This window comes from Streptomyces sp. NRRL B-24085 (assembly GCF_001282115.1).
In the GTDB taxonomy this organism is placed as follows: Bacteria; Actinomycetota; Actinomycetes; order Streptomycetales; family Streptomycetaceae; genus Streptomyces.
Genome location: NZ_LJBR01000458.1, coordinates 1 through 6911, shown reverse-complemented (window position 1 = coordinate 6911; position 6911 = coordinate 1). Strand labels below are relative to the sequence as shown.

General features: G+C 72.1%; 5 protein-coding genes and 1 pseudogene. All 6 read left to right on the top strand.

Annotation, left to right across the window (positions count from 1 at the left end; translation table 11 throughout):
* The first annotated feature begins 176 nt into the window (after window positions 1-176).
* Complete coding sequence (locus AOJ26_RS36580; RefSeq protein ID WP_053852666.1) at window positions 177-797, top strand: TetR/AcrR family transcriptional regulator; 621 nt, start codon at window positions 177-179, stop codon at window positions 795-797.
* Between the two features lie 82 nt (window positions 798-879).
* Window positions 880-3117: a molybdopterin oxidoreductase family protein gene (locus AOJ26_RS36575; protein ID WP_053852665.1), complete on the top strand. Its 2238-nt coding sequence runs from the start codon at window positions 880-882 to the stop codon at window positions 3115-3117.
* Between the two features lie 138 nt (window positions 3118-3255).
* Entirely contained in the window at window positions 3256-4677 is a 1422-nt protein-coding gene (locus AOJ26_RS36570; RefSeq protein ID WP_053852664.1) for a CitMHS family transporter, read from the top strand.
* Window positions 4678-4708: 31 nt separating this feature from the next.
* Window positions 4709-5947 (top strand): MFS transporter, encoded by a 1239-nt coding sequence (locus tag AOJ26_RS36565; protein WP_053852663.1) that lies wholly within the window; start codon window positions 4709-4711, stop codon window positions 5945-5947.
* Window positions 5948-6048: 101 nt separating this feature from the next.
* Entirely contained in the window at window positions 6049-6702 is a 654-nt protein-coding gene (locus AOJ26_RS36560; RefSeq protein WP_053852662.1) for a hypothetical protein, read from the top strand.
* Window positions 6689-6911 (top strand): annotated as a pseudogene (locus AOJ26_RS44705) (class F sortase); the annotation flags it as partial. The gene AOJ26_RS36560 and the pseudogene AOJ26_RS44705, both read left to right, overlap by 14 nt.

Below are 6911 nucleotides of genomic sequence, written 5' to 3'. Positions count from 1 at the left end.
CTCCCGGCTCACCGAACCCGTCCGCAAGCCGCGTCGCCCACGCAGGCCCACACCAGCGCGACCCCCGAACCCCGGAAACGCGGTTCGCGGCAGCATCGGTGGTGGGCGGTGAGTGACGTTGGCTCCCCGGCCCGTACCTGGTGGCAGGGTTCACCGGACGACGGCGGAAAGGCATCATGAAGCCCGTGCCCCAAGCGACCTCGCTCCGCCGCGCCCCCGTGCAGCGGCGCAGTGCCGAACGGCTGACCAGAATCCTCGACGCCTGCGCCGACCTGCTCGACGAGGTCGGCTACGACGCCCTCAGCACCCGTGCCGTCGCCCAGCGCGCCGGCGTGCCCATCGGCTCGGTCTACCGCTTCTTCGGCAACAAGCGGCAGATGGCCGACGCCCTCGCCCAGCGCAACCTGGAGCGCTTCACGGCCGGCGTCACCGACCGGCTCAAGGAGTCGGGCCAGGACGGAGGCTGGCGCACGGCGATGGACGTCGTCCTCGACGAGTACCTCGCCATGAAGCGCACCGCGCCCGGCTTCTCCCTCGTCGACTTCGGCAACCAGATCCCCGTCGGCGCCCGGCACGCCGAACCCAACCACCGCGTCGCCGACCGTCTCACCGAGCTCCTCTCCGGCTACCTCTCCCGCGAACCGGACGACGACCTGCGGCGCACCTTCCTCATCGCCGTGGAGACCGCCGACACCCTGGTCCACCTGGCCTTCCGGATGGCCCCGGAGGGCGACGAGCGGATCATCCAGGAGACCCGGGAGCTGCTGCGCGCCTATCTCGCGCGGGTCCTGGACTGAGCCCGCTCCCGAAACCCCCTCCCCTCCATCCGTACCGGTCGGTATGCTCGCCCGGACAGGCACCGCTGCCCCGGGAGGACCCGTGTCCCGCACCGCTCTGCGTATCTGCCCCCTGTGCGAGGCCACCTGTGGTCTGACGCTCACCGTCGAGGGGACCAGGGTCACCGGCGCCCGAGGCGACCGCGACGACGTGTTCAGCAAGGGGTTCATCTGCCCGAAGGGCGCCGCCTTCGGGGCCGTCGACGGCGACCCCGACCGACTGCGCACCCCTTTCGTGCGACGGGACGGAGAACTGCGCGAGGCCACCTGGGAGGAGGCCTTCGACGCGGTCGCCGCCGGGATCCGGACCGTCGTCGACCGGCACGGGGCGAACTCCGTCGGTGTCGTCCTCGGCAACCCCAACGTCCACACCATGGCCGGTGCCCTCTACCCGCCGGTGCTGCTCGCCGGCCTCGGCACCCGCAGCGTCTTCACCGCCTCCACGGTCGACCAGATGCCCAAGCACGTCTCCAGCGGACTGCTGTACGGCGACGCCAATGCCATCCCTGTGCCCGACCTCGACCGCACCGACCACCTGCTCCTCATCGGCGCCAACCCCCTGGAGTCCAACGGCAGTCTGTGCACCGCCCCCGACTTCCCCGGCAGGCTCAAGGCACTCAAGGCCCGCGGCGGCACCCTCACCGTCATCGACCCCCGCCGCACCCGCACCGCCAAGCTCGCCGACCGGCACATCGCCGTCCGGCCCGGCACCGACGCCCTGCTGCTCGCGGCGATGGCGCACGTCCTCTTCGAGGAAGGACTCGTGGACACGGGGGAGTCGGCCCCGCATCTGCAAGGGGTCGAGGAACTCCGGGCGGCCATGGGGGACTTCACCCCGGAGGCCGTCGCCGGCACCTGTGACGTCGACGCCGGCACCATCCGCACCCTCGCCCGCGAACTCGCCGCCGCCCCCACCGCCGCCGTCTACGGCCGCATCGGCAGCTGCACCGTGCCGCATGGCACCCTCGCGAGCTGGCTCGTCGACGTCCTCAACATCCTCACCGGCAACCTCGACCGGCCCGGTGGCGCGCTCTTCCCCCAGGCGGCCACCGACCGGACGCCCCGGCCCGCGGGCCCCGGTCACGGCTTCGCGCTCGGCCGCTGGCACTCCCGGGTGAGCCGGCACCCCGAGGCCAAGGGAGAGTTGCCGCTGTCCGCGCTCGCCGAGGAGATCGACACCGCGACCGAGGAGGGCGAGCCGATCCGGGCGCTCGTCGTCGTCGCCGCCAACCCCGTGCTCTCGGCCCCGGACGGCGACCGGCTCGACAAGGCCCTCGGCTCACTCGACTTCATGGTCAGCGTGGACCCGTACCTGAACGAGACCTCGCGCCACGCCCACGTCGTGCTGCCGCCGCCCCCGCCCTCGCAGAGCCCGCACCACGACTTCGCCTTCAACACCCTCGCCGTGCGCAACCAGGTCCGCTACACCCGCCCCGCCGTCCCGTTGGAGCCCGGCCGGATGGCGGAGACCGAGATCCTCGCCCGGCTGGTCCTCGCCGCGACCGGCATGCACGGCGCCGACCCGTCCGCCGTGGACGACCTCGTCATCGGCCAGACCCTCGGCAAGGCGGTCAAGGAGGCCCACTCGCCCGTGCACGGCCGCGAGCCGCACGAGCTGGCGGCCCTCCTGGAGGGCGAGACCGGCCCCGAGCGGCGGCTCGACATGATGCTGCGCCTCGGCCCCTACGGCGACGGCTTCGGCGTACGACCGGACGGGCTGAGCCTGACCAGGCTGCTCGCGCATCCGCACGGCATCGACCTCGGGCCGCTCAAGTCCCGGCTCCCGCAGCCGCTGAAGACCAGGAGCGGCAAGGTGGAACTGCTGCCGCCCCCGATCGCGGACGACCTGCCCAGGCTGCGCGAGGCGCTGCGCCACAAGCCCGACGGGCTGGTCCTCGTCGGCCGCAGGCATCTGCGCTCCAACAACAGCTGGATGCACAACGTCCCCGCCCTCACCGGCGGCAGCAACCGCTGCACCCTGCACATCCACCCCGAGGACGCCGAGCGGCTGGGTCTGAAGGACGGCTCCCCGGTGCGGATCAAGGGCGCCGGGGGAGAAGTGGTCACCGAGGCCGAGGTCACCGACGGCGTGCGCCCCGGCGTGGTCAGCCTGCCGCACGGCTGGGGCCACGACCGCCCCGGCACCCGGCTCGGCCACGCCGCCGAGAACCCCGGCGTCAACGTCAACCAGCTCCTCGACGGCAGCCTGCTCGACCCCCTGTCGGGCAACGCGGTCCTCAACGGCGTACCGGTGAAACTGGCCGCCGTGGCGACGCTGTGAGCAGTGCAAAGCTGTGACCAGCAGTTTTGCGCTTATTGCTCGCATGTCAACGTCTTGTTAACGCCACTTGACGGGTCCTAACGTCATCGCACTGCCGACTCCGGTGGGAGTTCAAGGGCGAACGTTAGGTATCCACTCATGCTGACCATCCTCGGCTTCGCCATGATCGCGACCTTCCTGGTCCTGATCATGATGAAGAAGATGTCGCCGATCGCGGCGCTCGTACTGATCCCGGCCCTGTTCTGCGTCTTCGTCGGGAAGGGCGCCAAGCTCGGTGACTACGTCATCGAAGGCGTCACCAGCCTCGCCCCCACCGCGGCGATGCTCATGTTCGCGATCGTCTACTTCGGTGTGATGATCGACGTCGGCCTCTTCGACCCGGTCGTGCGCGGCATCCTGAAGTTCGCGAAGGCCGACCCGATGCGGATCGTCGTCGGTACGGCGATCCTCGCCGCGATCGTCTCGCTGGACGGCGACGGCTCGACCACCTTCATGATCACCGTCTCGGCGATGTACCCGCTGTACAAGCGCCTGAAGATGAGCCTGGTCGTGATGACCGGGGTCGCCGCGATGGCCAACGGCGTGATGAACACGCTGCCCTGGGGCGGTCCGACGGCCCGTGCGGCCACCGCGCTGAAGCTCGACGCCAGCGACATCTTCGTCCCGATGATCCCGGCCCTCGCCGTCGGCCTGCTGGGCGTCTTCGTCCTCTCGTACGTCCTCGGCATGCGCGAGCGCAAGCGGCTCGGCACGCTCACGCTGGAGGAGGTCCTGGAGCCGGCGGAGGCCGAGACGGTCCTGGTCGGCGCGGGTTCCGGCGCCGGTTCCGGTTCCGGTTCCGCCGACAGCAAGGCGCCCGTGGCCACGGGCGGCGCGGGCTCCGGCACCGACATCCCCGAGGAGGGCGACGCCGAGCGCTTCCAGGTCCTGGACCCCAGCCGGCCCACCCTGCGTCCCAAGCTGTACTGGTTCAACGCGCTGCTCACGGCCACCCTGCTCACCTCCATGATCATGGAGTGGCTGCCGATCCCGGTGCTGTTCCTGCTCGGCGCCGCGCTCGCGCTCACCGTGAACTTCCCGCACATCCCCGACCAGAAGGCCCGTCTCGCCGCCCACGCCGACAACGTCCTCAACGTCTCCGGCATGGTCTTCGCCGCCGCCGTCTTCACCGGCGTCCTCCAGGGCACCGGCATGGTCGACCACATGGCCCGCTGGATGGTGGACGTCATCCCCGAGGGCATGGGCCCGCACATGGCCCTGGTCACCGGCGTCCTGAGCCTGCCGCTCACCTACTTCATGTCCAACGACGGCTTCTACTTCGGTGTCCTGCCGGTCCTCGCCGAGGCCGGCGCGGCGCACGGCGTCTCGCCGCTGGAGATGGCCCGCGCCTCGCTCGTCGGCCAGCCGCTGCACATGTCGAGCCCGCTCGTCCCGGCCGTGTACGTCCTGGTCGGCATGGCCAAGGTGGAGTTCGGCGACCACACCAGGTTCGTCGTCAAGTGGGCAGCCCTCACATGCCTGTTGATCCTCGGGGCCGGAATCCTCTTCGGAATCATCTGATCCGCTTCTGTACGTCCAGGAGGACAAGACCATGGCGCCCGGTGGGAACCGCGGCTGGCTGCTCCGCCTCGTCATCGCCTTCAGCTTCGCGCAGGGGGCGGTGTCGATGGCCCGGCCCGCCGTCTCCTACCGGGCCCTCGCGCTGGGCGCGGACGAGCGCGCGATCGGCGTCATCGCCGGTGTGTACGCGCTGCTGCCCCTGTTCGCCGCCGTACCGCTCGGCCGTCGTACGGACCACGGGCGGTGCGCGCCGCTGCTGCCGGTCGGCGTGGTGCTGATATCCGGCGGCTGCGCGCTCAGCGGCCTCGCGGACTCCCTGTGGGCCATGGCCGTCTGGAGCGGGGTGATGGGCCTCGGCCACCTCTGCTTCGTCATCGGCGCGCAGTCCCTCGTCGCCCGTCAGTCCGCCCCGCATGAACAGGACCGCAACTTCGGCCACTTCACCATCGGCGCCTCCCTCGGCCAACTGGTCGGCCCGGTCGCGGCGGGCGCGCTGATCGGCGGCCCGGACATGGCGGGCACGAGTGCGCTCGCGCTGCTCGTCTCGGGCGCCGGGGCGGCGATCGCGTTCACCTCGCTGTGGCGCATCGAGCACCGCGACACGGCGGCCAAGTCCCGTACCGGGCAAGGCGACCGGGTGCCGGTCGGGCGCATCCTGCGGTCCCGCGGTGTCCCCGGGGGCATCTTCGTGAGCCTGTCCGTGCTGTCCGCGACGGACATCCTCACCGCGTACCTCCCGGTGGTCGGCGAGCACCGGGGCATCGCCCCCTCGGTGATCGGCGTGCTGCTGAGCCTGCGCGCGGCGGCCACGATCGCCTGCCGTCTGGTGCTGACGCCCCTGCTGCGGCTGCTGGGGCGGGCGTTGCTCCTCACCGTGACGTGTCTGCTGGCGGCGCTGCTGTGTGCGGGCATCGCGCTGCCGGTCCCGGTGTGGGCGCTGGCCGTCATGCTCACGGTGCTCGGCTTCTGCCTCGGCGTGGGGCAGCCGCTGTCCATGACGACGGTCGTCCAGGCCGCCCCGGAGGGCGCCCGCTCCACCGCCCTCGCCCTGCGGCTGACCGGCAACCGCCTCGGCCAGGTCGCCGCACCGGCCACCGCGGGCCTGGTCGCGGGACTCGTGGGCGTGGCCGCGCCGTTCGTGATGCTCGGGACGTTGCTGCTGTTGTCGGCGGGGGTGGCTCTGCGGTCGCCCGGACGGTCCGGAGGGGCCGGGCCGGCCACCGGGAAGCGGCCGGAACGCCGGGGATTGCGCCGCACGAGCGATATCTGACGGCGCGCCGGGCACCGATGCGGCCGACCGTCGCGCGCATGAAGGAGAGTGCTGCCGAAAGAGCGATTTGTATGGAAATCGTCTGAATCGGAGGAGCGCGCATGCCCACCCTGACACTCCCACGTACCTTCCGCGTCCGAGCGGGCGCCACGGTCGTCCTCACCGCCCTCGCCGCGGCCGGCGCGTCATGGGTGGCCGCGCCGACCGCGTCCGCCGCGGGCGAGAACGGCGACATCCGGATCCATCACGTGGGCGTGCCTTTCGGCGTCTCGAAGGATGATCCCCGGGTCTGCAAGTTCTACCTGGACGCCGTCAACTTCGACGTCCTCACGACCATCGCGTACACCATCACGCCCCAGCCCCCGCTGCCCACCGCCGCCACCGTCGCCGGCACCATCCAGCTCGCCGGGGGCGCCGGGCACACCGACCCGCTGGGGGTGGCGGACGGTCAGTACAAGCTCACCTGGATCGTGGCGGGCGCCCCCAAGGAGAAGGTCTTCCGCGTCAACTGCCACGACGGCAAGCGCGACGGCGAGCGCCGGGCGGGCGACCAGATCGAGGACCAGCAGGGCGGAGGCTGGGGTCACAACGAGGCCGGCGGCCCCAAGGGCGGTGTGCACGCGGGCGGCGGCGGTCTCGTCGACACCGCGGCCGCGTTCGCGCCGGTCACCGCCGCGGGGGCCGTCGGCCTGGTGGCGGTCGGCGCTGTCGCGTACTTCCGGATGAACCGCCGTCGGCCCAATGGCGCCGCGTAGGCGCAGACGCAGGCCCTGGTACCGGACCCGCGCCTACCGTCTCACCAGGACGGCCCTGCTCACGGTCGTCCTGGTGACGGTGGGGGTCCGGTGCACGGGTGACGGCGAGTCGACCGCGCCGGGCGGGCCCGGCCGGCCCGACGCCGTGGCGGCCGCCGGCCCGGAAGCGGCGCCGGCCGACGAGCCGGCCCCCTCCGCCCGCCCCACGC

Excerpts from the sequence above, each read along its gene's own strand:
- AOJ26_RS36570 (WP_053852664.1), top strand. The coding sequence starts at position 3,256 with ATGCTGACCATCCTCGGCTTCGCCATGATCGCGACCTTCCTGGTCCTG.
- AOJ26_RS36565 (WP_053852663.1), top strand. The coding sequence starts at position 4,709 with ATGGCGCCCGGTGGGAACCGCGGCTGGCTGCTCCGCCTCGTCATCGCC.
- AOJ26_RS36580 (WP_053852666.1), top strand. The coding sequence starts at position 177 with ATGAAGCCCGTGCCCCAAGCGACCTCGCTCCGCCGCGCCCCCGTGCAG.
- AOJ26_RS36560 (WP_053852662.1), top strand. The coding sequence starts at position 6,049 with ATGCCCACCCTGACACTCCCACGTACCTTCCGCGTCCGAGCGGGCGCC.